The sequence below is a fragment of the Kitasatospora sp. NPDC036993 genome, from assembly GCF_055607525.1.
Map to the genome: position 1 here is coordinate 69,485 of NZ_JBVJRP010000016.1, position 25,114 is coordinate 94,598.

General features: G+C 75.5%; 20 protein-coding genes. 10 read left to right on the top strand and 10 right to left on the bottom strand.

Going from position 1 to position 25,114, the window contains the following annotated elements; all coding sequences use genetic code 11:
• Window positions 1-3: 3 nt before the first annotated feature.
• Window positions 4-1,416, bottom strand: coding sequence for an amidase (locus tag ACZ7C5_RS29205; RefSeq protein ID WP_401089830.1), 1,413 nt, complete (start codon window positions 1,414-1,416; stop codon window positions 4-6).
• Window positions 1,417-1,526: 110 nt separating this feature from the next.
• Between ACZ7C5_RS29205 and ACZ7C5_RS29210 the strand changes: the two genes are divergently transcribed.
• The 7 genes from ACZ7C5_RS29210 to ACZ7C5_RS29240 all read left to right on the top strand — a co-directional run bounded on the left by ACZ7C5_RS29210 (window position 1,527) and on the right by ACZ7C5_RS29240 (window position 8,588).
• Window positions 1,527-2,156 carry a TetR/AcrR family transcriptional regulator gene (locus ACZ7C5_RS29210; RefSeq protein WP_401089832.1) on the top strand — a complete coding sequence of 210 codons (630 nt, stop codon included), beginning with the start codon at window positions 1,527-1,529 and terminating at the stop codon, window positions 2,154-2,156.
• Window positions 2,157-2,283: 127 nt separating this feature from the next.
• Entirely contained in the window at window positions 2,284-2,799 is a 516-nt protein-coding gene (locus ACZ7C5_RS29215) for a hypothetical protein (protein ID WP_470323777.1), read from the top strand.
• A 101-nt stretch (window positions 2,800-2,900) separates the two neighbouring features.
• Entirely contained in the window at window positions 2,901-3,938 is a 1,038-nt protein-coding gene (locus ACZ7C5_RS29220) for an RNA ligase family protein (RefSeq protein WP_401089836.1), read from the top strand.
• A 180-nt stretch (window positions 3,939-4,118) separates the two neighbouring features.
• A complete protein-coding gene (locus tag ACZ7C5_RS29225; RefSeq protein WP_401089838.1) occupies window positions 4,119-4,496 on the top strand; it encodes a YciI family protein in 378 nt (125 codons plus the stop codon).
• Window positions 4,493-5,791 carry an RNA polymerase sigma factor gene (locus tag ACZ7C5_RS29230; protein WP_470323778.1) on the top strand — a complete coding sequence of 433 codons (1,299 nt, stop codon included), beginning with the start codon at window positions 4,493-4,495 and terminating at the stop codon, window positions 5,789-5,791. Before ACZ7C5_RS29225 ends, ACZ7C5_RS29230 begins: the two co-directional genes overlap by 4 nt.
• Window positions 5,792-5,944: 153 nt before the next feature.
• Window positions 5,945-6,856, top strand: coding sequence for an AurF N-oxygenase family protein (locus ACZ7C5_RS29235; RefSeq protein ID WP_470323779.1), 912 nt, complete (start codon window positions 5,945-5,947; stop codon window positions 6,854-6,856).
• 58 nt (window positions 6,857-6,914) lie between these two features.
• Window positions 6,915-8,588, top strand: a complete 1,674-nt coding sequence (locus ACZ7C5_RS29240; protein ID WP_470323780.1) for a 4Fe-4S binding protein — start codon at window positions 6,915-6,917, stop codon at window positions 8,586-8,588.
• Between the two features lie 191 nt (window positions 8,589-8,779).
• Here the strand turns inward: ACZ7C5_RS29240 and ACZ7C5_RS29245 are convergent, their stop codons facing one another.
• Window positions 8,780-9,823 (bottom strand): aromatic ring-hydroxylating oxygenase subunit alpha, encoded by a 1,044-nt coding sequence (locus ACZ7C5_RS29245; protein ID WP_470323781.1) that lies wholly within the window; start codon window positions 9,821-9,823, stop codon window positions 8,780-8,782.
• 7 nt (window positions 9,824-9,830) lie between these two features.
• Window positions 9,831-10,685, bottom strand: coding sequence for a class I SAM-dependent methyltransferase (locus ACZ7C5_RS29250; RefSeq protein WP_470323782.1), 855 nt, complete (start codon window positions 10,683-10,685; stop codon window positions 9,831-9,833).
• Window positions 10,686-10,852: 167 nt separating this feature from the next.
• Between ACZ7C5_RS29250 and ACZ7C5_RS29255 the strand changes: the two genes are divergently transcribed.
• Complete coding sequence (locus ACZ7C5_RS29255; protein WP_470323783.1) at window positions 10,853-11,587, top strand: hypothetical protein; 735 nt, start codon at window positions 10,853-10,855, stop codon at window positions 11,585-11,587.
• Here the strand turns inward: ACZ7C5_RS29255 and ACZ7C5_RS29260 are convergent, their stop codons facing one another.
• From ACZ7C5_RS29260 to ACZ7C5_RS29280, 5 genes are all read right to left on the bottom strand, one after another.
• Window positions 11,588-16,318 carry a DNA repair ATPase gene (locus ACZ7C5_RS29260; protein ID WP_470323784.1) on the bottom strand — a complete coding sequence of 1,577 codons (4,731 nt, stop codon included), beginning with the start codon at window positions 16,316-16,318 and terminating at the stop codon, window positions 11,588-11,590.
• 45 nt (window positions 16,319-16,363) lie between these two features.
• Entirely contained in the window at window positions 16,364-18,394 is a 2,031-nt protein-coding gene (locus tag ACZ7C5_RS29265; protein WP_401089852.1) for a flotillin family protein, read from the bottom strand.
• A 90-nt stretch (window positions 18,395-18,484) separates the two neighbouring features.
• On the bottom strand, window positions 18,485-19,240 hold the full coding sequence (locus tag ACZ7C5_RS29270; protein WP_470323785.1) for a hypothetical protein: 756 nt from the start codon (window positions 19,238-19,240) through the stop codon (window positions 18,485-18,487).
• Between the two features lie 342 nt (window positions 19,241-19,582).
• Window positions 19,583-20,695 (bottom strand): PucR family transcriptional regulator, encoded by a 1,113-nt coding sequence (locus ACZ7C5_RS29275; RefSeq protein ID WP_401089855.1) that lies wholly within the window; start codon window positions 20,693-20,695, stop codon window positions 19,583-19,585.
• Between the two features lie 87 nt (window positions 20,696-20,782).
• Window positions 20,783-21,550: a GntR family transcriptional regulator gene (locus tag ACZ7C5_RS29280; RefSeq protein ID WP_470323786.1), complete on the bottom strand. Its 768-nt coding sequence runs from the start codon at window positions 21,548-21,550 to the stop codon at window positions 20,783-20,785.
• A gap of 289 nt (window positions 21,551-21,839) precedes the next feature.
• Between ACZ7C5_RS29280 and ACZ7C5_RS29285 the strand changes: the two genes are divergently transcribed.
• Both ACZ7C5_RS29285 and ACZ7C5_RS29290 read left to right on the top strand, forming a co-directional pair.
• Window positions 21,840-22,595, top strand: a complete 756-nt coding sequence (locus tag ACZ7C5_RS29285) for a tyrosine-protein phosphatase (RefSeq protein WP_401089860.1) — start codon at window positions 21,840-21,842, stop codon at window positions 22,593-22,595.
• 117 nt (window positions 22,596-22,712) lie between these two features.
• A complete protein-coding gene (locus ACZ7C5_RS29290) occupies window positions 22,713-23,276 on the top strand; it encodes a DUF4291 domain-containing protein (RefSeq protein WP_401089862.1) in 564 nt (187 codons plus the stop codon).
• A gap of 56 nt (window positions 23,277-23,332) precedes the next feature.
• Here ACZ7C5_RS29290 and ACZ7C5_RS29295 read toward each other — a convergent pair whose 3' ends face one another.
• Both ACZ7C5_RS29295 and ACZ7C5_RS29300 read right to left on the bottom strand, forming a co-directional pair.
• Window positions 23,333-24,175 carry an ABC transporter permease gene (locus tag ACZ7C5_RS29295; RefSeq protein ID WP_401089863.1) on the bottom strand — a complete coding sequence of 281 codons (843 nt, stop codon included), beginning with the start codon at window positions 24,173-24,175 and terminating at the stop codon, window positions 23,333-23,335.
• The gene (locus tag ACZ7C5_RS29300) at window positions 24,172-25,083 is read right to left on the bottom strand and encodes an ABC transporter ATP-binding protein (protein WP_401089865.1); all 912 of its coding nucleotides are present in this window, start codon (window positions 25,081-25,083) and stop codon (window positions 24,172-24,174) included. Before ACZ7C5_RS29300 ends, ACZ7C5_RS29295 begins: the two co-directional genes overlap by 4 nt.
• Window positions 25,084-25,114 lie beyond the last annotated feature (31 nt).

Below are 25,114 nucleotides of genomic sequence, written 5' to 3' on the forward strand. Positions count from 1 at the left end.
GGCCTACGGCCGCGGGTCGACCGGGGTGAGGGTGCCGAGGCGGTCCTCGACGGCCTGGGCGGCGGCCAGGCACAGATCCTCCCGGAACGCCCGGCCGACGAGCTGGACGCCGGTGGGCAGGCCGCCCGCGTCGAGGCCGGTGGGCACGGCGACGGCCGGGACGCCCACGAAACTGGTCACCGAACAGAGCCGCATGGCGCCGGCGACCCGGTCCCGGCCCGCCTGGTCCCTGGACTCCAGGCCGGGTTCGACCGGCGGCTCGGTGAACACCGGCCCCAGCAGCAGCGGGTAGGCCTCCAGGAACTCCGCCCACGAGCGGCGGATGCCCATCCAGGCGCTCATCAGCCGGATCAGTCCGGCGGCGTCCGCGGGCGGGGCGATGCGCATCGTCAGCTCGATGAAGCGGTCGCCGCCCTCGCCCAGCAGCTGCCGGACGGCGGGCCAGCTCGGCGCGAACTCGGTGTTGGTGAGGCGGTAGTAGGTGTCGAGGGCCTCCTCCATGCGCGGGACGTCGGGGACCTCCCGGACGTCGTACCCGGCGTCGCGCAGTGCCTCGGCGGCCGTCTCGACGGCGTGGCGGACGGTCGGGTGGACGCCGCGGCCGCCCGGGTCGGCGACGACGGCCACCCTGACCGGGGCGGTGGGCGGCTCGCCGTACAGCGGGACGGGCACCGCGCGCGGGTCGCGCGGGTCGGTGCCCGCCAGGATCTCGTAGGCGAGCCGCAGGTCGGCGACCGTACGGGCCAACGGGCCGTCGGTGACCAGGACCTGGGAGGCCGGGCCCGGGTCGTCCGGGCCGATCAGGCGCTGGTCGGCGGGGAAGCGGCCGGTGGTCGGACTGAGGGCGGCGACCCCGCAGAAGGAGGCGGGGATGCGGACCGAGCCGCCGGAGTCGTTGCCGAGCCCGAGCGGGGCCATCCCGGCGGCGACCGCGACGCCGTCCCCGCCGCTGCTGCCGCCGGGGGTGCGCTGCGCGTTCCAGGGGTTGCGGGTGTCGCCGTACAGCTCGCTGCGGGTGTGCATCCCGGCGAGGATCAGCGTCGGCAGGTTGCTGTGGCCGACTGGGATCGCCCCGGCCGCGCGCAGCCGGGCCACCGGGACGGCGTCGTCGGTGGCGACGTGGTCGCGGAAGCGCGGGGTGCCGAAGGTGGTGGGCACGCCGGCGATCGGGGTGCACTCCTTGACGGTGAACGGCACGCCCGCGAGCGGGCCCAGCGGCTCGCCCGCGGCCCGGCGGCGGTCGGTGTCCAGGGCGGCCGCGCGGGCGCGGTCGGCGAGGAGCCGGGTGACGGCGTTCAGGTGGGGGTTGACCTCGGCGATCCGGGCCAGGTGGCTGTCCATCACGTCCAGGGCCGACACCTCGCCGGTGCGCACGGCGGCGGCGAGTTCGGTGGCGGGCCTGCTCCACAGGGGCATGAGGGTCTCCTCGGCTCGTTTCCGATGCGGTCGCATCGGAAAACGAACGATAGCCCGGAATCCGATACGCTTGCATCGGAATATCGGGGGGCGTACCGAGGAGGCCGCAGATGCCCAAGCAGGTGGACCACGAGGGCCGGCGCCGGTGGATCGCCGAGGCCGTCTGCCTGCTGGTGGACGAACACGGGCTGGAGGGCGTCACCCTGCGGGACGTCGCCGCCCGGGCGGAGGTCTCGATGGGGGCCGTCCAGCGCTGCTTCCGCACCAAGGAGGAGATGCTCCTGTTCGCCCTCGGGCACGTCGGCGAGCGGGTCACCGAGCGGGTGCGAAACCGGCTGCTGGCCGGCCCCGCGCAGTCGGCGGCCGGCCAACTCGGGCTGGTGGCGGGCGAGATGGCGCTGCTGCGCGAGGAACACCGGGCCGAGGCCAGGATCTGGCTCGCCTTCGTCGCCGGGGCCGCCGTCAACCCGGCGCTGGCGGCGACCCTGCGGAGCAGCTACGCGGCGCTGGAGGAGCTGATGGTGCGGCTGGTCACGGAGGCCGCCGGCGGGGAGGTCGTCGGCGGCTCGGTGATCGGCGGGGAGGCCGCGGGCGGGCCGGTGGTGGCGCGGACCGAGGCCCGTACGCTGCTCGCCCTCGCGGACGGGCTCACCGCGCACGTGCTGGTCGGGCACCGCAGCCCGGCGGAGGCCGAGGAGGTCCTGCACGCGCACCTGGCCGGGCTCTGGGCGCGCTGCTGACCGGTGCGGTGCCGCCGGCCGGTGCCGCGCTGCCGACCCCACGGGGGTGCCGGCGCACCGATGAGATGATCGGCGCTCAGGACCGTCGGCGGCGGGAAGGCAGGACGGGGGCACGATGGAGGGCACGATGGAGCGCCGTTTCACCGACCCCGGGGTCAGGCTGCACGAGTTCGCCGACGAGGTGCTCGTCCGCTGTCCGCGGTGCGGGGGCCGCGCCCTCGTCCTCGCGCGGCTGGGCGACCGGTGCGAGCACCGGTGGACCGGCGGCCGGGAGCACACCCGTCGGCTGCTGCGCTGCGGCTGCGGGTACGCCGTGGACGGGTTCCCGGCCCCGCGGACGTTCGGCGGGCCGGTCGACCCGTACTTCGAGCTGCCGCTCTGGCTGGACGCCGAGTGCTGCGGCGGCCGGCGGCTGTGGGCGTACAACCCCGCGCACCTGGACCTGCTGGAGGACTACGTCGCGGCCGGACTGCGGGAGCGCGGCGCCGTCCCCGGCATGACCCTGGTGGCGCGGCTGCCCGCCTGGGTGAAGTCGGCCAAGCACCGGGACGAGGTGCTGCGGACGATCCGACGGCTGCGCGCCTCGGTGCCGCCGGCCCGCCGGGCCTCCCGGCCGGCCGCCGACACCGACGCTGCCCGCTGAATCTCCGCCCGCTGGACCTCCGCCCGCTGCGGGGCGCGCCCCGGCCCGCCGCCGGGAATCCCTGTTGCCAGGCGGCGGGCCGGGCGGCGAGGATTCCGTTCGTGTCCGAGACGGTGTCCGAAGCGGTATTCGAGACGGTATTCGACGGGTCCGAGCTGCGGCCCTACCCCAAGATCCCCGCCCGCGGCCGCTCCGGCGGGCCCGGCAGCCGCGAGTGGACGGCGGCGGAGAAGGTGCACGGGGCGCACTTCGCGGTGGTCTGCGAGGGCGGCGCGGTACGGGCCGCGAAACGGCGTGAACTGCTGGACGACGAAGGGCTGGACGGCTTCTTCGGGGTCAGCCGGATCTGGCCGGGACTGTCCGTCGCGGCGGCCAGGCTCGCCGCCGCGCTGCGCGGAACCCGGGGCCCCTCGGCGGTGGTGACCGTCTACGGCGAACTGGCCGGCGGCCGCTACCCGCACCCCGAGGTGCCCGCCGTCCCCGGGGTCGACCCGGTCCAGACCGGCGTCTGGTACGCCCCCGTCCTGCGCTGGCTGCCGTTCGACGCCACCGTCGAGACGCCCGAAGGCCGCTGGTGGACCGCCGACCGCGCGCTGCGCACCGCCGCCCGGGCCGCCGGGCTCACCTGCGTGCCCCTGCTCGGACACGGCCCCCTGAACTCCCTGCACGACCTGCCGGTGCGCTACCCCAGCCGGGTGCCGGCCCTGTTCGGCCTGCCCGAGCTGCCGGACAACCTCGCGGAGGGCTACGTCCTCAAGCCGGCCGGCGAGTGGCACGAGTCGGTCACGGCCCGCCCGCTCGTCAAGGTGAAGCAGCAGGCCTTCGCCGAGGACGACCGCTACGACGGCGCCCGCCCGTACCTCCCCCCGCCGGAGGGCTCGGCCGGAGTCCCGGCCTGGCTCCTCGTCCAGGCCTCGGCCCTGCTCACCCCCGCCCGGGCCGCGGCGGCGGTCAGCAAGCTCGGGCCCCGCACCCCGGCGGAGACGGTGGCGGCCGAGATCGCCCAGGACGTGGCGGAGGAACTCGCCGAGGCGCTGGGCGGCTTGGAGGCTTCCGTCCTGGCCGCACTGCGCCAGGCCCTGGAGCCGGGGGCACGGGCGCTGGCGGCCTTCGACACGGAGGACCGGCGCGGCGGCTGAGCGAGGTCGGGGCGGGGGCGGAGCGGGCCGGAACGGCTGAGCGCGGGCGCGGGCGCGGGCGCGGGCGCGGAGGAATTCCTCCGGAAAAAGATCCCGGCCGGTGTCGAAGCCGGGTTCCGCCGCTCCGACTGAGAGGTGACAGCGCGCTGACGGGGCGCGCGGGACGAGGGAGCAACCGGGATGAAGTACGTCGCGATGATCTACGGGAACCAGGCCAAGTGGGACTCCTTCCCGGCCGAGGCCTGGCCGGAGGCGATCGCCCGGCAGGAGGCGTTCAACACCAGGTACCGGGAGAGCGGGGAGCTGGTCGGCGCGTACGGCCTGGCGGACGCGGCGGCCGCGCAGCTGGTCCGGCGGGCGCAGGGCGTGCCGGTCGTCACCGACGGGCCGTACCTGGAGACCAAGGAGTACCTGGCCAGCTTCTACCTGCTGGACTGCGAGAGCCTGGAGCGGGCCCAGCAGATCGCGGCGGACATGCCGTTCGCCGACCGGGAGCCGGTGGAGCTGTGGCCGGTCCTGCACGAGTCCACCGCGAGCGACCTCCCGGTGGGCGGGTGAGCTCCACGGCCGGCGCCGTCGAGGGCCTGCTGCGCGAACTGGCGCCGCAGGTCCTCGGTGTGCTGGTGCGGCGGCACGGCGGGGCGTTCGACGCGTGCGAGGACGCGGTGCAGGAGGCGCTGCTGGCCGCCGCCACCCAGTGGCCGCGGGACGGTGTCCCGGCCAACCCGCGCGGCTGGCTGGTGACGGTCGCGGACCGGCGGCTGGTGGACCAGGTGCGCGGCGAGTCGGCGCGCCGCCGCCGGGAGGAGGCGCTGGCGCTCGCCACGCCGCAGTCGGCGCTGCTCGCGCCGGCGCCCGACGAGCCCGACCCGGCGGCGGACGACTCGCTCGCGCTGCTGTTCCTCTGCTGCCATCCGGCGCTGTCCGTGCCGACCCGGATCGCGCTGACGCTGCGCGCGGTCGGCGGCCTGACCACCGCGCAGATCGCCGCCGCGTTCCTGGTGCCGGAGGCGACGATGGCGCAGCGGATCAGCCGGGCCAAGCAGACACTGCGGACGGCGGCCGGCGGACGGTTGTCGCCGCCGGAGGGGGAGAGCGGCGCCGCGCGGGCCGCCGAGGTCCGGCACGTGCTGTACCTGGTCTTCAACGAGGGCTACACGACGAGCGGCGGGGAGGAGCTGACCGCGCCGCGGCTGTCCGTGGAGGCGATCCGGCTGACCAGGCTGCTGCGGCGGCTCACCCCCGGGGACGCCGAGACGGCGGGGCTGCTCGCGCTGATGCTGCTCACCGACGCCCGCCGGCCGGCCCGTACCGGGGCGCACGGCGCGCTGGTGCCGCTGGAGGAGCAGGACCGTGGCCGCTGGGACCGGGAACTGCTGGACGAGGGGCTGGAGTTGATCGCCTCGGTGCTGCCGCGCGGGCGGGTGGGGCCGTACCAGGTGCAGGCCGCGATCGCCGCCGTGCACAGTGAGGCGGCGACGGCGCGGGAGACCGACTGGCCGCAGGTCCTGGCGCTGTACGACCTGCTGCTGCGCTTCGACGCGAACCCGGTGGTCGCCCTCAACCGGGCGGTCGCGGTCGCGATGGTGCACGGGCCCCCGGCCGGGCTCGCGCTCGTCGAGGAGCTGGCCGCGGACCGGCGCCTGGCCCGTCATCACCGGCTGCTCGCCGTCCGGGCCCACCTGCTCGACCGGCTCGGCAGCGATCCGGCGGCCGCCGCCCGGGCGTACCGGGAGGCCGCGGCCCGTACGGCCAGTGCCCCGGAGCGCCGTCATCTGACGGCGCGGGCGCGGCAGGCGGAGCGGGGGCGGACGGTGGCGCGGGCGGAGACGGAGGGACGGGCGGAGCGGTAGGCCGGTCCGGGGGACCCGCAGGGGGCGCGCGCCGTACGGCCGCACGCCGGGTCGCTGTCGCGCAGGGGGTTCTCGGCGACCGGCTCTTATTGTACTGTCCGTCTAATAAGCGGGTGGGCGGGAACCCGCGGGAGCAGGAACCTGGAGGCAGCCATGGCGCTCACCCGGCGGACGGGGCACGGTCACACCGAAGCCGACGACGACGTCTCGAAGCGGTTGCTGGAGTCGGCCGCCGCCCTCTCCTACGACCCCTCGGCCGAGATCGACTGGGACGCCCCGCTCCCGGACGACCACTACGGCCTCAACCCGGAGTGGAGCACCCTCTACGGCACCCGGCTGTGGGACGGGATGACCGAGCGGCAGCGGGTCACGCTCACCCGGCACGAGGTCTGCTCGATCATGAACACCGGCATCTGGTTCGAGATGATCCTCCAGCAGATGGTGCTGCGCGACCAGTACCTCAGGAACCCCGCCACCGCCGAGTTCCAGTTCGCCCTCACCGAGATCGCCGACGAGTGCCGGCACTCGATCATGTTCGCCCGCGCCTGCGCGAAGATGGGCGTCCCCGCCTACCGGCCGAACAAGGTGATCGCCCAGGCCGGACGCGCCTACAAGTCCCTCGCCAAGGGCGAACTCGCCTACGGCGGCATCCTGGTGGCCGAAGAGGTGCTCGACGTCATGCAGCGCGACTGGATGCGCGGCGAGAACGTGCTGGAGATCGTCCGCGGCACCTCCCGGATCCACGTGGTCGAGGAGTCCCGGCACATGAAGTTCGCCCGGCAGGAGATCCGCGAGCGGATGCGCCACGCGAGCCCGGTCCGCCGGCGCGCCTCGGCCACCGGCATCGCCCTCGGCGCGTACGTCATCGTCAGCAGCATGGTCCACCCGGGCGTGTACAAGGCCGCCGGGCTCGACGTGCCGCGGGCGCTCGCCGAGGCCAGGGCCAACGAGCACCGCAAGGCGATGATGCGCACCAGCTCCCGGCACCTGATGGCCTTCCTCGCCGAGACCGGGCTGCTCACCGGCCGCTCGGCCGCCGTCTACCGCCGGGTGCACATGCTCTGACGGAGCGCCGGAACCCGCCGTCCCATCCCCCCACGCGCAGCGAGGACCCCACCCGGCCATGGCCTACGCGATCACCCAGACCTGCTGCAACGACGCCTCCTGCGTGTCCGTCTGCCCGGTCAACTGCATCCACCCGACCCCGGACGAGCCGGAGTTCGGCACCACCGACATGCTGTACATCGACCCGCAGGCGTGCATCGACTGCGGCGCCTGCGCGGACGCCTGCCCGGTGGACGCGGTGTTCCCGGTCGACCGGCTGCGCGGTCCCGACACCGTGTTCGGCGACCTCAACCGCGACTGGTTCCGCGACCACCCCAGCGACCACGCCTGGGGCGCGCCCAGCTTCCCGCGCAGCCTGCCCGGCGAACTCGGCACGCTGCGGATCGCCGTCGTCGGCACCGGGCCGTCCGCCGGGTACACCGCGCAGGAACTGCTGCGCGGCACCAGCGCCGAGATCACCATGATCGACCGGCTGCCGGTCACCGGCGGCCTGCTGCGGCACGGGGTCGCGCCCGACCACCAGTCCACCAAGCGGATCGTGGAGAGCTTCGCGAGCGTCTTCCACGACCCGCGGCTGCGGATGCACCTCAACGTGGAGATCGGCACGGACCTCACCCACCGGGAGCTCGCCGCGCACCACCACGCGGTGGTGTACGCGGTCGGCGCGGCGGCCGACCGCCGGCTCGGCATCCCCGGCGAGGACCTGCCCGGCAGCCTGCCCGCGACCGCCTTCGTCGGCTGGTACAACGCCGACCCGACGGTGCCCGCCGACGCGGTGGAACTGTCGGCGGAGCGGGTGGCGGTGGTCGGCAACGGCAACGTCGCGGTGGACATCGCCCGCATCCTGCTCACCGACCCGGACCGGCTCGCCGCCACCGACATCGCCGACCACGCGCTGGCCGCGCTGCGCCGCAGCCGGGTCAGGGAGGTCGTGCTGCTCGCCCGGCGCGGGCCGGAGCAGGCGGCGTGGACCAGGGCGGAGTTCCTGGCGCTGCGGCAGCTGCCGGGCGTCGAGGTGGTGGTGGAGGACCACCCGCGGGTGCGGGCGGCGATCGAGGCGGCGGAGTCCGGGCCGGGGGCGCGGAGCGGGCCGGGCGCCGGGCTGCTGGCCGGGCTGCCGTTGGTGCCGTACGACGGGTCCGCGGCGCCCGGGCCCGGGCGGCGGATCGTGCTGCGCTTCCTGTCGGCGCCGGCCGGGCTGTCCGGGGACGGGCGGGTCGAGGCGCTGACCGTCGAGCGGACCACCCTGGCGGCGGACGGCCGGGCCGAGGGCACCGGGACGACGGACGTGCTGCGGGCCGGTCTCGTGGTGCGCTCCATCGGGCACCGCGGCGTGCCGCTGCCCGGGCTGCCGTTCGACGAGCGGACCGGCACGGTCGCCCACCGGGAGGGGCGGGTCGTCGACCCTGCGACCGGCCGGCCGCTGCCGGGGACGTACGTGGTGGGGTGGGCCAAGCGCGGTCCCGCCGGAGGGATCGGGGCCAACCGGGCCTGCGCGCGGGAGACCGTGGGCGCGCTGCTGGACGACGCGGCCGCCCGCGCGCTGCCCGTCCCGGAGGCGGGCCGCAGGGACTTCGAACGGCTGGTGCGGCGCCGGCGCCCGGACGCGGTCGGGCTGCGGGAGCTGCGCGCGGTGGACCGGGCCGAGCGCGAGCGGGGCGAGGCCGAGGGGCGGCCGCGGGTGAAGCTCGCCACCGTGTCCGAGCTGCTGGCGGCCGGGCGCCGGCGGTAGCGGGGCGCCGAGGGTGGCGGTTGCCGGGTGGTCCGCCGTCCGGTCCTGGACACCCGTACGAGACGTGCGCGGGAGGTCGGGTGGGCCGACTTCCCGCGCACCGGACCACTCCCGCCGGGGGTTGACGCGCGGCCCGAGCCCACCCGGGGGCCGCCGGGCACGCCGGGCACGCCCGCCGCGCCGGTCGTGACTCAGCCGGCGGAGTCCGGCTCCGGCCAGGGCTCGGAGTGGAACCCGGTGGCCGGTTCGCCGTGGAAGCCCGACGCCGGTTCGTCGTGGAGCCCGGGATAGAACTGCCGCGCCCAGCGCCGGAACAGCCCGATCGAGCGCTCCCCGGGAACGAGCCGGGGCTGCGTCAGGTACCGCTTGTGGGCCAGGACCGGGCGGTCCTGCTTGATGATCCGCACCGCGGTCCGCAACGCCGCCCAGGAGGCCGCCCGGTCGACGGCCCGCGCCGAGCCGACCCCCGGCACCGGCACCGTGGCGGTCACCGCGAAGCGCACCCTGGTCCGCCACGGCGCGACCGGCGTCGGCAGCGTCCACACCCACAAGGTGCCGCCCAGCTGCGGAAGTTCGACCGGCACCCGCATCATCCCGAGCCCGGCCAGGGTCACCGGCTGCTCCAGGCTCACCGCGCCCAGAGCGGGGAACCGGGTCGTGGTGCGCTGGTGGACCGTGAGCAGCGGGCCGTCCGGCTCGGGCGGGGCGGTCTCCCGGGTGTCCAGGCCGTGCAGTACCCGCACGTGCCGGAAGTCGACGCTGTTCTCCATCACCTCCTGGGGGTGGGAGAGCACCTCGCCGCTCCACCAGGCCAGCGGCCGCACCCCGACCGCCGGCGGCAGCTCCCAGGTGGGTGCGCCGGTGTCCGGACCACCGGACGGCCCGCACCAGACGAACAGGGCGCCGTCCCGCTCGCACAGGTGCCGCCGGGCCAGCGAGGCCCGGAACCGGACGCCGTCCGGCGAGCCGGTGCACGAGCCGTCCGGGCCGAAGGCGAAGCCGTGGAACGGGCAGACCAGCTCCTCGCCGCGGACCGTCCCGCCCGCCCCGAGGTGCGCGCCCAGGTGCGGGCAGTGCGGCCCGACCGCGCGCACCGCGCCCCGGCGGGTCCGGTACAGCACCACGTCCTCGCCCATCAGCCGGGCGGTGCGCACCCGCCCCGGCGGCAGGTCCCGCACCCGGCCGACGCAGAACCAGCCACTGGGGTACGGCAACGGGGCGGAGCGCTCGTCCATGCGGAGTTCACCTCGATGGCTTGACAGCCGTGTGAACGTACCAGGCGACGTGCTCGCGCACCCCGTACATCTCCACCGTGGAACGGAGGTTGATCCATTTGGCCGGATCGCCGAAGCGTCGCACCACCTCCCACGGCAGCCGGAAGTACGCGTGCACCGCCTCGAAGGTGGGTGTGTAGTACGGCGTCGCGTCCAACGCCTCCTCCACCTCGAACCCGGCCTCGCCGAGCAGCCGCGGGAGGTTGCCGGCGTGGTAGATCACGGCGCCGGTCATCGTCATCGCCTCCAGGAAGGACTCGATCAACGCCCGTGCCCGCGGCTCCAGTTCGTCCAGCGGGCCGACGCTGATCGGTCCGAGCAGCACCAGCCGCCCGCCCGGGCGCAGCACCCGGTGGAACTCGGCCAGGGCCCGGGACGGGTCGGGGGAGTGGACGAGCGTCTCCATCGAGTACACGCCGTCGAACTCGCCGTCGCCGAAGGGGAGCCGGTGGTAGTCCCCCCACCGGAAGACCGTCCGCTCACCCATCCGGGCCCTGGCGCTCAGCCGTTTCGCCTCGGCGAGGTGGAAGTCCAGGACGTCGACCCCGGTCACCCGCAGCCCGAACCGCACCGCCATCGCCCGCGCCACCACCCCCGCCCCGCACCCGGCGTCCAGCACCCGCGCCCCCGCGGACAGCGCCAGCTTGCGCCCCAGCACGTCCTGCAACTGCCGCTGCGCCCGCCACAGCCGCCACTTGGACTGGCCGGGCTCCGTCCACCCCCAGTGCCGCGCGTTGCGCGCCACCCGGGTGTAGAACCACCGGCTTCCGAACTGCCCGTACACCCTGCGCAACCCGGTCAGGTCGAGCCCCTCAACACCCATGCCACCGGGCTACCCACGCACCGGCGCCTCCTATCGCCGACGCCCGCGGATTGCCCGATGGAAGGAATCGCCGGGTCATCCGGTCATCGGACCGGTGGCGACGACTTTCAGCCGACCGGGACGGCCGCGCGCCGCAACCTGACCGCCCGCGCGGCGTTGAACCGGCCATGGACGACAACCATCTGCCGCTCGGCCCCTGGCGTGGAGTCTCGTGGGCCGCGGACACCCCGCCGGCCCTCGACCGCCACATCCTCAGGGCACGTCACGCCGTACGGATCGGCGACCACTGGTCCGCGCTGATCGCGGCGAACGAGCTGGCCGTGCTGGCCGACCGGCCGGACGCGGCCGAGGTGCTCGGGGCACGCCGGGGCTACCTGCCGGACAGTCCGGTGAACCGGTCCTTCGCCGAGGCGCTCCGTGAACGGCCGGAGGACGCCGGGATCTTCGGGCCACCGGTCGTCCTCAGCGCGCGGAGCCTGCACTGGGAGCCCGACTGGTCGGACATCGCCGGTCCGGCCTACCGCGGTCTGGTGCACGAGGGCCTGCACGCCATCGGCATCCAGCGCGCGGTGGAGGCCCGACGGGAGACCCAGCGGGTGATCGCCCGGCTGCTCAAGCGGAACGGCAGGGGCCACCGGAAGCTGCTGGAGTACGCGCCCGAGCTGGTCACCTGGACGGCCTGCCGGGCGCTGCCGCTGGAGACGCTGCACGACGGGAGCAGGACGTCGCCGAACTGGACGAAGCTCATCAACGGCACGCTCCCGGCCGAGACCGAGCGGGTCGCGGACCTGCTGGTCGGCGGCTACGTCCGGCTGCACGGCTCGGACCGCACCTTCAAGCCGACCGCGCCCACGCTGGGCCTCTGGCTGGAACTCGTGGACGCCGTGCTCGGCGGGGCCTGATCACTCACCCCGCCAGGAGCGCTTCACCTCCGCCCAGCGGGCCGCCTGGCCGTCCGTGAGGGTGCCCCGGAGCTCGGCGAGCTTGAGGAGCTGGGCCTCGGCGTCGGCGCCCAGGGGCTGGGCCTCGGCGCGGTAGTGGTCGGTGAGGAGGGCGTCGAGTTCGGGGCGGGTGAGCGCGGGGTCGAGGCGCTGGGCGAGCTTGGCCATGTTGCGGTAGGAGCCCTGGAGCAGGAAGGGGGGCTCGGTGCGGGTGCGGTCGTCCTGGGCGGCCGAGGCCAGGTAGGCGCGGTTGACGGCCAGGACGGTGGAGCGCAGGTGGAGCAGGCCGGAGAGGACGGCGGTCATCCGCTCGACCTCGGCGGCGGGCCAGGCGCCGGCCAGGGTGCCGCCGGGCAGGCCGCCGGCGCGGGCGAGCAGGGTGTCGAGGTCGGCGCGCTCGGCGGTGGCCAGCGGGGCCAGGTGGGGGGTGGCGGGCAGGGCGTTCTCGACGAAGCTGAGCGCGAAGAGGTCCTCGCGGCCGGCGACGGCGTCGCCGAGGTTCCACACGTCGGCGCGGTTGGCGAGCATGTCGGGCAGCCGGAAGAGGCGGCCGGACTCGGTGTACGGGTTGGCGGCCATCACGACGGCGAAGCGCTTGCCGCGCAGGTCCCACTCGCGGGCCTCGCCGTCCCAGACGCCGTCGATCCGGCGCTGGGCGTCGCACAGCGGGATGAAGCGCTGGAGGAACTCGGGCGAGGTGTGCTGGACGTCGTCCAGGTAGAGCAGCACGTTGTCGCCCGCGTGCAGGGCGAAGTTGAGCTTCTCGACCTCGCGCCTGGAGGTGGCGTCGGGGGCCTCGGCCGGGTCCAGCGAGGTGACCCGGTGGCCGAGCGCGGGGCCGCTGACCGAGACCAGCAGCAGGCCGAGCCGCTCGGCGAGGTACTCGACCAGGGTGGTCTTGCCGTAGCCGGGCGGGGAGACCAGCAGCAGCAGACCGCTGCGGTCGACCGGACCCGACGACTGTGCCGTGCCGAGCTGCTTGGCGAGGTTGTCGCCGACCAGCGGCAGGTACACCTGGTCGATCAGCCGGTTGCGGACGAAGCCGTTGAGCGGGGCGGGCCGGTGCTGGTCGAGCCGCAGCCGGGCGTGCTCGGCGGCCAGCAGTTCGCCGCGCAGCCGCTGGTAGGCCCGGTAGCCGGGCATCTCGACCTGCTCGAACTCGCGGACCCGGGCGAGCAGTTCGTCCAGCCGCAGGTCGAGCGCGCCGCCGGTGACCCTGGGGTGGTCGCCGAGCAGCCCGGTGATCCTGGCGCCCACGGCCCCCTCGGCCGGCCGGCGCGGCAGGGACGGGCAGAGCAGTACGGCGGCGGCCTCGGCGAGGTCCCCCGGGTCGGCGTCGGCGGCTCCCGACTCCAGCCAGGCGGCGGCGAGCCGGCGCCGTACGGGCAGCAGCTCCGGCTCCTCGGGCAGCGCCGCCAGGGCCTCGGTGAGGCCGGCCGACTCGGGGGCGGCGCGGAACTTGTCGAGCAGCGCGGCGGCGCCCGCCGAGTGGGCGAAGCTCGGCGCGGCGGCGGCCAGTTCGGCCACCAGGTAGGGGCCCGCCGGGTCCGTGCCGGGGACGAAGTCCGCCACGGCGGCCGAGAGTTCGGCGGCCAGGGCGTCCAGCGCTCCCTGCGCGGGGGCGCCGCCGAAGGCGTCCCAGGCGAGGCCGAGCGAGCGGGCCCTGGTGTGCCAGAGCAGCCGCCGGCGCTCGTCGGCGCCGTGCGCCCAGTACAGCTGCGCGGCCGCCCTGGCACCCGCCGGGTGGCGCAACAGGCCGGCCCCGGCGCCTAGTTCGAGCAGGGCGCGGAGCAGCAGCGCCGCGTCGTGGTCGTGCACGCCGCGCTGGTAGCCCTCGTCCGGCCGCTGCTCGGCCGCCCGCCGGACGTACTCCAGCAGCTCGGCGTCGCCGGAGAGCGAACCGGACAGCGCCCCCGGTTCGGCGGCCGGCAGCAGGCTCGCGGCGAGGTACTCGGCGCGGTACAGCCGGGGGGTCTCCGAGGGCAGCGGGCGGTCCCAGTAGCGCTCGGTCGCCGCGAAGGCCGGGTCGGTGACGGGGGAGCGGTAGTCGGTGCCGGTGAGGGTGAAGGCGGGGCGCCCGCGCCAGGGGACCAGGGCGAGTTCGGGCCGCTGGGTGGTGACGGCGAACAGGTGCCGGCCCAGCCGCAGGGTGCCGGGGCCGTCGCCGGCGAGTTCGGCGCGGTCGCGCAGGGCCCGGTGGGCGCGGGAGCGGGCGGCGCGCAGCCGGCCGGTCAGCTCCTCGGCCCTGACCCGGTCGCCGAGCCCGGTCAACTGCCCGGCCAGGTCGCGGAGTTTGACGGCGGTCGGGTCGGCGGCCAGGGCGGCGTCGATCTCGGCGGCGGTGTCCAGCGCGGCCAGCCGCCGGTGCAGGGTGTCGAGGATGCGGTCGGCGGAGGCGGCCAGCCGGTCGGCGCGCCGGGCCCGCTCCTCCAGCAGGTGCTGGCGGCGGGCGGTGAGCGCGTCGTGGATCTCGGTGCGCCGGGCGGTGAGCTGCTCGCCGAGGGCCGAGTCGGCGTCGGCGAAGCGGGTCTCCAGCTGCTCGATCCGCAGCAGCAGCCGGCCGAGCTGCTCGTCGCAGGCCTCGGGGGTGTCGGCGGCGGCGAGCGCGGCGGTGGTGGCCTGGCCGAGCAGGGCGGTCTCGGCGGCGAACTCGGCGGCGGCCTCGTGGGTGCGCAGCTCCCGGCGGCGCACGGTCAGGGCGGTCCTGGCCCGGTTGAGCAGTCCGAGCACGTCGGCGAGCCGGTCGAGGATCGCGGTGCGGGTGGTGGCGTCGGCCAGGTCGAGGGTGCCGACCAGCTCCGAGACGGTCTGCAACGCCTCGCTCTGGGCGCCGAGTTCGAGGCCCAGCGGCTCGGCCTCGGCGGCGGTGGCGATGCCGGCGCAGTGTTCGGCCAGTTCGCCGGCCCGCTGCCGGTGCGGTTCGAAGGCGGCCGGCTCGGCGAGCTGCCCGACGGCCCGGTCGGCGGCCTCGGCCAGGCCCTCGGCGAGGTGGGCGGCGAGCGCGTCGATCCGCTCCGGGTCGGCGCGCGGCAGGTCGCGCAGCGCCTCGACGCGGCCCTGGGCGCGGCGCAGCCCGGCCAGCCGGTCGACCCACTCGGCGGCGTCGGCCAGGGTCTCGCCGCGGGCGGTGCGCAGCAGGCTCTCGACGTGTTCGGCGGCCTCGTCGGTCCGCCGGGCGGCGTGCGCGGTGAGCTGGGCGACGGCCTCGTACTCGGCGACGACCTGCCGGGTGGTGTCGCGGATCCCGGCGAGCGGTGCGGCGAGGTCGCCGAGGCCGCTCTGGCCGAGCCAGTGGTGCCGGTCGGCGGTGCGGGTGCAGGCGGCGAGGACGGCCTGGTGGCCGGCCGGGGTGTCGGCGCCGGCCGCGGCCAGCCGGGCCAGGGCCAGGCAGTCGGCCAGGCCGCGGACCAGGTCGGCGTTGCCGATCCGGGCCAGCGGCCCGCTGCCGGGCGGCTGTTCGGCGGCGAAGCGCTCGCTGGTGAACGGGGTCCGCCAGAGCTGGACGGGGTGCAGCCGGGTGGGTCCGTCCTCGGCCGGGCGCAGCGCGATCAGGGTGCCGTCCGGGAGCAGCGCGTAGCCCTGGCAGGGCAGCGGGGCGGCGGCCTCCTGGCGGACGCTGTTGTACGGCTGGAGCAGGGCGCGGCCGTCGGCGGGGGAGCGGAACTCGTAGAGCACGTCCTCGCCGTTGGGCGACAGGACGGTGCGCTCGTACACCAGGCCGTCGACCGGCTGGTCGAAGGTGCGCACGGTGCCGTCCACCAGGACGCAGCCGCCGGGGAAGGCGACGCCCTGGTCGGCGGGCAGCCGCAGGCAGGCCTGGCCGAGCGCGTCGATCCGGGTGACCGCGCCGGTGGGCAGGTGGACCACCAGGTGTCGTTCGGTCTCCTCCTGGTACGGGCGCACGCGCACCAGCAGCAGGGGGCCGATCCGGGTGTGGGCGATCCGGGCGTCGGCGAGGGTCTGGAGGGCCTCGGCGAGCGGTTCGCGGTGCAGCTCCCGGCCGTCCGGGGCGGCGATGGTCAGCCGGCCGCCGTCGACGCCGATCAGCAGTTCGCCGGCCAGGCCGGCGCGGGGCGGCCGTCCGGGGCCGGCGGGCAGCTGGTCGTCCCTGGTGAGCGCGGTCCAGGGCAGCTGCCGGCCGTCGGCGGGGGTGTGGTCGCGTTCGCCGCGCCCGTCCAGGTAGCCGGCCGGGGCGTCGTCGTCCAGGCGCCAGCGCAGCACCCGGACGTCGGCGGCGGCCGGGCCGGTGCGGAAGACGGCGAGCAGCCTGCCGTCCACCGGGCGCAGCCGTTCCAGCCGGGCGTCGCGGAAGTAGCGCCGCAGGTCGCCGAGGTCCTGGCGCAGCCGGGGGTCGTCCAGCAGGGTGCCCTCGGCGGGGGCGGGGGAGAGGTCGGGGTGGTGCAGGCCGAGGACGTCGGTGAAGTCCTCGGCGTCGTCGGTCGGTCCGGCCGTACGGGTGCCGAGCAGCAGCATCCCGCCGACGGCGGTGAGGTCCTGCGGCAGGCAGGCCCGGGCGGTGGTGAGCCGCCCGGTGCCGGCCAGCCGCAGCTCCCCGCCGCCGAACTCGGCGACCCGGCGGGCGTTCAACGCCTGCGCCCGGTCGGCGAGTTCGGCGGCGGCTCGGGCGAGCCGGTCGCGCAGGACCTCGTAGGTGCCGGCGTCGGGCCTGGCGTCGAGGGCGTCCACGGTCACGGTTGCTTCCTCGGGTGTTCGGCGGGTCGTTGCGGGAGCCTGGCGCTACTTGGAGCCGTTGACCGCGGCGTGGCCGTTGGCCAGCGCCCCGATCGGGGTCTCCGCGATGCCCAGCTGCCGTGCCGAGTCGAGCAGTTGGCGCAGCGGGCCGGTCTGGTCCGCGGCCCCCGAGCCGATCAGCTTCATCAGCAGCGCGGACACGGTCAGATTCTGCACGTCCGCCGTGGAGACCGACGAGAGCACCTTGGTGAGGTCCTCGGTGAAGTCGGCCCGGCCGTCCAGCCAGGGCCCGGCCAGGGTCTGCGCGGTCTGCGAGTGGCCGACGAAGGCGTCCAGGCTCTTGCCGGCCGACACCGCCTGCACCAGCTTCTCGAAGAACACCGAGTCCCCGCCGACGATGTCGATCTTCGCCTTCTCCAGCCCGGCCGCGACCAGCGCCGCCTGGGACTCGGCGATCTGCCGCTGGGTGTCCAGCCCGGCCAGCCGGACGTCCTTCTCGGCGGCCAGCCGCAGGCGGTACTCCTCGTGCCCGCGCGAGGCCTCGTCCAGCTTGGCCATCGCCGCGGCCTTCTCGGTCAGGCCCTCGGCCTCGGCCTTCAGCTTGCCGCCGATCTCCAGCGCGGTGGCCTTGGCCTTCTCGGCCTGCACCAGCGCCTCGGCGCGGCCGACCTTCTCCACCGCCGCGGCCTCCTGCTCGCGGACCTGGACCCGGGCCAGGCCCTCGGCCGCGGCCTCCGCCCGGACGCCCTCGGCCATCCGGATCTTGGCGACCGCGTCCAGCTCGGCGGCCTGCTGCCTGGCCTCGGCCAGCACCAGCGCCTCGCGGGCCCGGAACGCGGCGGCCTGCTCGGCGGCCTCGGCGGCCTTGATGTCCTTGACGAGCCGCTCCTGCGCCTCGGCCTCGGCCTGGATGACGACGGCCTTGCGGACGCGCTCGGCCTCCTCGACGGCGCGCAGGGTCTTGACGGCCTCCTCCTGCTCGGCGACGGTGCGGTCCACCGCGACCCGCTCGCGGACCACGTCGGCGACCTCGCGCTTGGCGGACTCGACCTCCTTCGCCTTGGCGATGGTGGCGAGTTCGGTCTCCCGCTCGCGGCCGACGACCTCCAGCAGGCGGTCCTTCTCGATCCGCTCGTTCTCCACCGCGATCACCCGCTCGCGGTTCTTCTGCGCCACCGCGACCTCGCGGGCCTGGTTCTCCCGCTGCACCCCGAGCAGTTCCTCGGTGCGCAGGAAGGCGGTCTGGGCGTTGAGCCGCTCCTCCTCCTGCACCCGGGCGATCACCGCGTCCTCCTTGGCCCGCAGGGTCTCGATCTCGCGGCGCTGGCGGATCTCCGCGTCGGCCTGCCGGCGCTCCAGCTCCAGGACGGCCTCCCGGGCGTCCACGTTCTGCCGGGTGATCTCCTTCTCCTCGGTGCGCTGGTACTCGTTGGTGCGCACGTGCTCGATCGCGGTCAGCTCGGTGATCTTGCGGATGCCCTGGGCGTCCAGGATGTTGTCGGAGTCCAGCTGGCTCATCGGGGTCTGTTCCAGGTGGTCGATGGCCGCGTCCTCAAGGGTGTAGCCGTTGAGGTCGGTGCCGATGACCGCGATGATCTGGTCCCGGAACTCGTGCCGGTGGGTGTACAGGTCGGTGAAGTCCAGCTGCTTGCCGACGGTCTTGAGCGCCTCGGCGAACTTGACGGCGAAGAACTCCTGGATCGCCTGCGGGTCGCTGGCCCTGGCGGTGCCGATCGACTGCGCGACCTTGATGACGTCCTCGACGGTCTTGTTGACCCGGACGAAGAACGAGATCCGGATGTCCGCGCGGATGTTGTCCCGGCAGATCAGACCGTCCCGGCCGGCCCGGTGGATCTCCACCGTCTTCGCGGTGATGTCCATCAACTCGGCCTTGTGGAGGACGGGGAGGACGATCGCGCCGGTGAAGGTCACGTCCACCTTCTTCGTCCGGGAGACGATCAGTGCCTTGCCCTGCTCGACCTTCTGGAACAGGCGGCCCACGAACAGGAGCAGGGCGAGCACGATGAGCAGCACGACGGCGACGAGCACGCCGAAACCCACGGCGATGGTGTCCATCACGGAGTCCTTTGACGAGATGGCGAGACAGTGCGAAGGGAATTGCGGTGAAGGTGAGGTGAGGTGAGGTGGATCGGCGACGGGCCGGGATCAGGTGAGACCGGACGGCGGGTCGAAGGGCGCCACCAGGAAGTGCTCGCCCTCGGGGTCGTAGTCGAAGATCAGGGCGGTCCGTCCGGCCGTCAGGCCCGGTTCGGGCTCCGCCGTGCGGACCTGGACGATCGCGGTGGACCCGTCCTCCGCGGTGACCTCGGCCTGTCCGAAGCCGGCCGTCACCCGGCCGGTGCGGATCACGCAGACCCGGCCGACGAAGTCCCCCCGGGTGGCCGGCCGGGCCTGCGGGAACAGCCGCGACAGCGGCCGGACGAGCACCCGGGTGCCCGCCCAGGAGGCGACCAGCGCGACGGCGAACACGCCGCCGCGCGCCGGTGCCCCCGAGGTGAGGACGGTGCCGGCCAGGCTGACGAACCAGGCGATCGCGACCAGCAGCGACACCGCCACCGTCACGGGCACCCCGCCCAGCCCCAGCGCGTCCAGCACGTTCGTGTGGTGGCCGGCTCCGTGCCGGTCCGACCCCGCGTCGGCACCGTGCCCCCCGGCACCGTGCCCCGCGTGTCCGGCGTCTCCCGGGAGTCCGACGTGTCCCCCATGTCCGGCACCCGGGTGGTGCCCCGCGTGCCCGGCGTCCAGGTGGTGCCCGCCGTCGTGCCCCCCGTGCACGGCGCCGGGCACCAGGCCCCCGAGCAGCATCAGCAGCCAGTAGCCGACCACCACCACCAGCGCGAAGCTGAACAGCGCCGTCGGAAAGGCCAGCGCGGCCGTGAAGAAACCCCCCGTTCCGGCCACGTTTCCCCCCGCCCCTCCTCCGGCGCCGCACTTCGGCGTCGGGAAGATCATGGCAGCCGGGGCGCGCCTCGCACATTGCCAGGATCCGGCAATCTTTACGCCCCTTTGACACCCTGCTACGTGCGGCCCGGGTGACACTGCAACAACCGGGCAACAGGCGGGTCGCCGGACGGTCCCGGAGGTTTCGGCCGGCGGCCGGGCCGTACAGGATCCGGCAACGGCCGGTCGTGGACGGACGGTTCGGCCGGCGGCCGGTCACGGCCGGGTGCCGTAGCGGGTTCCGGGCGGCCGCGCCAGAGGGGCGTTCCGGCCACCGCCGGCTCCGCCGGGCCGCAGCCGGAGCTAGAGCGGCTGTTCCGGCCAGTTCAGCAGCCGGGCCCCCATGGCCGCCGTCTCCAGGGTGAAGCGCTGGAGCGCGTCCGCAGGGTCGTACCCGGTGAGCGCCTTGATCCGCTCCAGCCGGTAGCTCAGGGTGCGCACGCTCAGCCCCAGCCGGCGCGCCGCCTCCGCGTTCACGTACGCGGCCTCCGCCTGCACCGCGATGGTGTCCAGCAGCGGACGGGCGCCGCCGCGCGCCTCGGTCAGCGGGCCGAGCACGGTGCGCACCAGGTCGGCCATGGCCGCCCGGTCGCGCATCAGCACCGGGAAGACCAGCAGTTCCTCGGCCTTCAGCTGCTGGGCCGACAGGTTCAGCCGGTGCGCGTAGTCCAGCGCGTCCAGCGCCTCCTCGTAGCTGCGCGGCACCCCGCTCGGCCCCGAGTGCCGACGGCCGGTGGCCACCCGGCGCACCGGGAGGTAGCCGGGGCCGGGGCGCAGCGTCAGCTCGGCGAAGGCCTCCAGCACGGCCCGCTCGGAGTCCGGCGCGATGCACACCAGCCGGCCGTCCTTGCTGGCCAGCAGCACGTCCCGCTCGCCGAACCGCCCGGCCAGCTCCCGCTCCACCCGGTGCACCAGCGGATGCACGTCCGCGAACGGCTCGTCGCCCACCGCGACCGCCACCGTGTACGCGCCCGCCAGCCGGAGCCCGAACCGGTCGGCGCGCTCGACGAGCTTCCCGAGGTCGCCGCGGCCGAACAGCAGGTCGTCGATGAACTCCCGCCTGGCCGCCTCCTCCTGACGGACCGCCAGACGCTGTGCCCGCTCGTGACCCTCGCCCAGCGCGGCCAGGGCGGCGTCGGTGGCGGCCAGCACCGCGTCGCCCGTCCGGCGCAGCTCGGTGACGCTGGTCGCGGCGGTCGTCCCCGGCAGGGTCTGCCAGGCCCGCCGGGCCGCGGCCAGGCAGTGCGACACCACCTCGCGCAGCCCGTACCCGGCCTCCGCGCAGAGTTCGCCGAGCCTGCGCAGGCGCTCCAGCTCCTCGCGGCGCAGCAGCCGTCCGGTGCGGGAGACGTCGGCGAGCAGGGCGAGGTAGGCCTCGGCCAGCTCGGTGGGTATGTCGTCGATCTCCTCGGTCACCGTGTCCTGCCAACCCCCGTGCGGCCTGCTGATCCGGCGCCGAACCTATCAGGGCCGGTCCGGCCGGGGCCGCTGTGACCGCTGTGGCTACCGGTCGCGGAAGTGCAGGACGAAGCGCGCGCTGCTGCCGTCGATCCGCCGCCGCACGTACAGCGCGGGCGCGCCGTCCGGGGTGCAGCTGACCCCCTCGCGCACCAGCAGCGCGGTGCCCGGCGGGACGCCCAGCAGCTCGGCGTCCGCGAGGTCCGCGCCGACGGCGCCGAAGGCCCGCCAGTCGTACTCCAGCTCCACCCCGGCGGCCCGCGCCAGGTCCGGCACCAGGTTGCCGGGGCGGCCGGGCCGGACCAGCTCCGCCGGCAGCGGGCCGAACGGCACCCAGTAGCTGCACACCGCCCGGGCCCGCCCGCCCAGCCGGATCACCGAGTCCACCCGGGACAGCTCCGCCGGCGTGCGGCCCAGCCGGCGGGCCGCCTCCGCGTCCTGTGCCGAGCCGGTGACGGGCGGGGCGGCGACCACGTACTCGCCGTCGGTGCGCTCCTCGTTCGGCAGCGCGCCGTACACGCTGCCGAGGTCGATGCGCTGGCTGCGCGGGTCCACGGCGATCGACACCCGGACGGCGGGCGGGCGGACGAAGGTGCCCACGCCGCGGCGGATCTCCACCACGGCCGCCCGCTCCAGCTCCGCCACCGCCTGCCGTACGGTCAGCCGGTTCACGCCGAACTCGGCGCTCAGCTCGGGCTCGCTCGGCAGCCGGGCGCCGGCGGGGTAGGTGCCGTCGTCGACGCGCTCCTGGAGTCGGCGGGCCAGGCGGCGGTACACCGGAGTGCTCGGGGGGTTCGCGGAATTGGTCGCCACGGGCCCGATCCTACGAAGCCCGGCCGGTCCGCCCGGGTCACGTGCCGCCCGTCCCGGTCACGTGCCGCCCGTCCCGGTCACGTGCCGCCCGTCCCGGTCACGTGCCGCCCGTCCCGCCCGCACCGTCCGAGTCGCCGTGGCCCGCCGACGGGGGTGGGATGGAGGGATGCACCGGCCGAGGCTTGCCCGGCGGCCCCGCGACGGGTTAGACATCTGGACATCTAGATGTCTCCGCCCCTCCGGACGTCCCTGCCCCGTCCCGGGTGCGGCTCCACCGAAAGGCCTCCGCATGTCCCTGGTCAACTTCCGCGACGCCGCCGCCCTCGGCGACCCCGAGGGCCGCCGGGTCCGCCCCGGGGTGCTGTACCGCTCCGCCCAGCCGTTCCCGGCCGCCGACGAGGCCACCGTCCGCCAGCTGCGCGGCTGCGACATCCGCACCATCGTGGACCTGCGCGACCCGCGCGAGACCGACCCCGACGACTGGGCCGCCGCCGAGGCCGCCGGGATAGCCGTCGTCGCGGCCCCGGTGAACCCCGCCACCGACGCCCTCACCGCGCGGATGAGCACCATGGCCACCGCCGCCGACCTCGGCGACTTCTACGTGCTGCTGGCCGAGTCCGCGCCCGAGGCGCTGGCCGCCGCCGTCGAGGCCACCGTCCGCCCCGGCGCCGTCCTGCTGCACTGCGCCGCCGGCAAGGACCGCACCGGCCTGCTGACCGCCCTGCTGCTCGACCTCCTCGGCGCCCCCGCCGACCGCATCGTGGCGGACTACGCCCGCACCACCGACGCCCTCCCGCAGATCTTCGCCGGCCTCGCCGAGCGCCACCGCACCGCGCTCAACGACCACACCACCTCCCGCGTCACCGACTCCCGGGGGCGCAGCCTCACCATCCCCGCGCCCCTCCTGGAGGCCCCGGCCGAGGCCATGTCGGTCTTCCTGGACCGGGTCCGCACCCACCACGGCGGCGCGGCCTCCTTCCTCCCCGGCTGCGGCGTCCCGGTGGCCACCCTCGGTGCCTTCCGCGCCAAGGCGGCCGTGGCCTGACCGGCGCCCGGCTCCTGCCCCGGGGCCCGGCGCCTGGAAACCGCCGTACCGGTTTATCCCGTTGCACCCTGCGGCCCCGCCCTGGCAGCGTGCCCGGTCGAAGGGGGGTGCCGCGAGATGACCGCACTGCGCGAGATCCGCGCCGACCACGACGACCGGACGATCGTGCTCTACCAGGCCTACCCGCCGGCCGTCGCCGACGCGGCCCTGGCGGCGGGCCGGTTCACGGCGCCGTTCGGCTTCCACCGGATGACCTGGATCAAGCCCTCGTTCCGCTGGCTGATGCACCGCAGCAACTGGGCGAGCAAGCCCGGCCAGACCAGGGTCCTGGCGGTCCGGATCACCCGCGAGGGCTGGGAGGAGGCGCTCGCCCGCGCCGTCCTGACCACCGCGCACCCGGACGAGCCGGCCAGCGCCGAGGTCCACGTGCAGTGGGACCCGGAGCGGTCGCTGCGCGGGGCGGCGCTGAACCACTACAGCATCCAGGTGGGCATCGGCCGGTCGCTGATCCGCGGCTACGCCGAGGAGTGGGTCACCGGGCTCACCGACCTCACCCCGCGGGTGCACCGGATCGCCGCGCTGGTCCGCGGCGGGCAGGCGGCGAAGGCCCAGCGGCTGCTGCCGCCCGAGCGCCCGTACCTGCCGCCCGCCGCGACCGCGCGGCGCCTCGGCCTGGGCTGAGGGGGGCGGCGGAGCCGAGGAGACCGACCCGAGGAGACGGAGGCCGAGGCGGTGGATCAGACGTCCCGCCGCCGCACCACGGCCACCGTCACCACCACCGCGGCCACGCCCCACACCCCCATGGTGATCCACGAGTCCAGCACGCTCGGCGCGTACTTCCCCATGGTGGTCGTGGAGGCGGGGTTGATGGTGAGCCGCTGCACGGTGGCCGTCGGCAGGTGGGTGCCGATCTCCTTGAGCCAGCGGTAGCGGTCCCCGCCGAACATCATCGGCAGGACGAACAGCAGCAGCACCAGCGACACGATCGAGGCGGTGGCGTGGCGCAGCAGCGCGCCCAGCGCCATTCCGACCAGCGCGCAGACCGGCACGATCGCCGCGTAGCCGAGCACGGCCCGCAGGCAGCCCTCGTCGGCGAGGGAGAGCCCGACGTGCCGGGAGGCCAGCATCGCGTTGACGGCGAGGAAGGAGCCCGCCGAGACCACCAGCCCGGCGAGCGCGGTGATCCCGCCGATCAGCACCACCTTGGCCGCGATCACGCCCCGCCGGTCCGGCACGGCGGCGAAGGTGGTGCGGATCAGGCCGGTGGTGTACTCGCCGAACACGGTGATCGCCCCGAGGCTGCCGGCCGCGACCGCCATCAGGTCGCCCGCGATGCTGCCGAGCCCGTGGAACAACGGGTCGTACGTGTACGGGGGTTGGCCGGGCATCCGGGCCGGCGGGTGGTCGATGTACGTCAGGTCGGTGTGGACGGCGTTCACGTTGACGGCGATCGCCACCAGCGAGGCCAGCGCCAGCACCCAGTAGGTGGAGCGCAGCGAGCGCAGTTTGATCCACTCGGCGGCGAGCAGGTCGAGGAACCGGGGCGCGGGCTCGGCGGATCCGGGGGTCGTGGTGCTCAACGGGCCTCTCCAGCCTGGTACTCGACACTGCCGGCGGTCAGGGACATGAACGCCGACTCCAGCGACGACGTCCGGGTGGTCAGCTCGTGCAGCACCAGGCCGTGCCGCAGCGCGAGTTCGCCGACCCGCTCGGCCGCGAGCCCGGTGACGATTCCGGACCGCGGCCCGGCAGGCCGCACGTCGGCCCCCTCGGCGCGCAGGACCTCGGCCAGTGCGGGGAGTTCGGGAGCCCGTACGGCCACCGAGGAGACCGCGTTGCGGGCCGAGAACTCGGTCAGGCTCTCGTCGGCGATCAGCCGGCCGCGCCCGATCACCACCAGGTGGTCGGCGGTGTGCTCCATCTCGGCCATCATGTGGCTGGAGACGAACACCGTGCGCCCCTCGTCGGCGAGCCGCCGGAACAGCCCGCGCAGCCAGCGCACGCCCTCCGGGTCCAGCCCGTTCAGCGGCTCGTCGAACAGCAGCACCGGCGGGTCGCCGAGCAGCGCGCCCGCGATGCCCAGCCGCTGCCGCATGCCCAGCGAGTAGCCGCCGATCCGGCGTCCGGCGGCCCCACCGAGGCCGACCTCCGCCAGCACCTCGTCCACCCGCCCGAGCGGGATGCGGTTGCCGCGGGCCAGCGCCGCCAGGTGCGCCCGGCCGGTGCGCCCGCCGTGCACGTCGCCCGCGTCCAGCAGGGCGCCGACGTGCCGCAGACCGCGCGGCCGGCTCGCGAAGGGCACCCCGGCCACCGTGACGGTGCCCCCGGTGGGGGTGTCCAGGCCCAGGATCATCCGCAGCGTGGTGGACTTCCCGGCGCCGTTGGGGCCCAGGAAGCCGGTCACGGCGCCGGGCCGGACGGTGAAGGTCAGCCGGTCGACGGCCGTGGTGGCGCCGTACCGCTTGGTCAGTCGCTCGATCTCGATCACGGGGCCAACGGTGCCGGCCGGAGCCGGTCCC

Bases quoted from the DNA above. Each gene is read 5' to 3' on its own strand.
- ACZ7C5_RS29205 (WP_401089830.1), bottom strand. From the start codon at position 1,416: ATGCCCCTGTGGAGCAGGCCCGCCACCGAACTCGCCGCCGCCGTGCGC.
- ACZ7C5_RS29210 (WP_401089832.1), top strand. From the start codon at position 1,527: ATGCCCAAGCAGGTGGACCACGAGGGCCGGCGCCGGTGGATCGCCGAG.
- ACZ7C5_RS29215 (WP_470323777.1), top strand. From the start codon at position 2,284: ATGGAGCGCCGTTTCACCGACCCCGGGGTCAGGCTGCACGAGTTCGCC.
- ACZ7C5_RS29225 (WP_401089838.1), top strand. From the start codon at position 4,119: ATGAAGTACGTCGCGATGATCTACGGGAACCAGGCCAAGTGGGACTCC.
- ACZ7C5_RS29235 (WP_470323779.1), top strand. From the start codon at position 5,945: ATGGCGCTCACCCGGCGGACGGGGCACGGTCACACCGAAGCCGACGAC.
- ACZ7C5_RS29240 (WP_470323780.1), top strand. From the start codon at position 6,915: ATGGCCTACGCGATCACCCAGACCTGCTGCAACGACGCCTCCTGCGTG.
- ACZ7C5_RS29245 (WP_470323781.1), bottom strand. From the start codon at position 9,823: ATGGACGAGCGCTCCGCCCCGTTGCCGTACCCCAGTGGCTGGTTCTGC.
- ACZ7C5_RS29250 (WP_470323782.1), bottom strand. From the start codon at position 10,685: ATGGGTGTTGAGGGGCTCGACCTGACCGGGTTGCGCAGGGTGTACGGG.
- ACZ7C5_RS29255 (WP_470323783.1), top strand. From the start codon at position 10,853: ATGGACGACAACCATCTGCCGCTCGGCCCCTGGCGTGGAGTCTCGTGG.
- ACZ7C5_RS29265 (WP_401089852.1), bottom strand. From the start codon at position 18,394: ATGGACACCATCGCCGTGGGTTTCGGCGTGCTCGTCGCCGTCGTGCTG.
- ACZ7C5_RS29285 (WP_401089860.1), top strand. From the start codon at position 21,840: ATGTCCCTGGTCAACTTCCGCGACGCCGCCGCCCTCGGCGACCCCGAG.
- ACZ7C5_RS29290 (WP_401089862.1), top strand. From the start codon at position 22,713: ATGACCGCACTGCGCGAGATCCGCGCCGACCACGACGACCGGACGATC.